The sequence below is a fragment of the Vibrio sp. 1731 genome (assembly GCF_033339955.1).
Classification (GTDB): Bacteria; Pseudomonadota; Gammaproteobacteria; order Enterobacterales; family Vibrionaceae; genus Vibrio; species Vibrio alginolyticus.
The window spans coordinates 1-1,011 of the sequence record NZ_JAWOVO010000187.1; the positions used below are offsets into that span (position 1 = coordinate 1).

Consider the following 1,011-nt stretch of genomic DNA (forward strand, 5'->3'; position numbering starts at 1 on the left):
CATCGATATAGCCTTGCAATGCTGCCCAGTGGCCGAATAACACTGTTTTTTCTAACGGTATGCGGTGCGGCAGTTCAAACCAAGGTACCAATTGGTCACCTGTGACTTCTTGCGGAGGCAGTTTGCAGTCCATATCTAAACGACCATCAGAAAAGCAGAAACGCATTCTTGTAAAGGCATTGATGATATAGCGATAGCGATCCAGACCTTCCAGTGAGTCATCCCAAAGATCTGGTAAGTTGCTGTACATGTTTTTTAGCAACCACGGCAACTCTTCGCCTTGGATAATATGTTCTACTTCGCGAGCGCATTGTCTGGCTGTTTCTAAATCCCATTGCGGTGAGATACCCGCATGACACATCACAAACTCGTCGTGCTCTGCCAGAAGAGGTTGTTTAGCTAGCCAAGAGAGCAGTTCTTCGCGGTCTTTAGCGAGGAAAATAGGGGTCGTTTTATCTTTGTCTTTTCGCTTTTTCAGGCCGTAAGATACAGCCAGTAAATGTAAGTCATGATTGCCGAGTACGACTTTTGCGCTGTCACCGAGTGACTTTACGAAGCGCAGTGTTTCGAGTGATTTCGGGCCGCGAGCCACCAAATCTCCTGCGAGCCAAAGTTGGTCATGTTGAGTGGAAAAGTTGACGCGCTTGAGTAGCTGCTGTAGTTCGTCAAAACAGCCTTGGATGTCACCAACAATATAGGTAGCCACTGAATCTCCAATCTTATTAATTTAAAACGTTCGGAATCGCTAAACGAAATGGCTCAATTTCAGTGATGAATTCCTGGCCTTTTTCATCCAGCATTTTGTAGTGTCCTTGCATGACACCAACAGGCGTTTCTAACGCGGTACCACTGCTGTAAGTGTATTCATCGTTGCTTGGAATAAACGGCTGCTGCCCAACAACACCTTCTCCCTCTACCGTCATTTGTTTACCGTTGGAATCGGTAATCAACCATCGGCGACTTATGAGCTGCACTGTCTGCTGGCTGAGGTTTTTAATGGTAATGACGTAG

At 46.3% G+C, this 1,011-nt stretch carries 2 protein-coding genes; both read right to left on the minus strand.

Annotation, left to right across the window (positions count from 1 at the left end):
• Positions 1-706: symmetrical bis(5'-nucleosyl)-tetraphosphatase (locus R7035_RS26125; protein ID WP_318146438.1), on the minus strand; the 706-nt coding region annotated here is incomplete at its 3' end.
• A 16-nt stretch (positions 707-722) separates the two neighbouring features.
• A partial coding sequence (gene apaG, locus R7035_RS26130; RefSeq protein ID WP_318146439.1) for a Co2+/Mg2+ efflux protein ApaG occupies positions 723-1,011 on the minus strand: 289 nt, incomplete at its 5' end.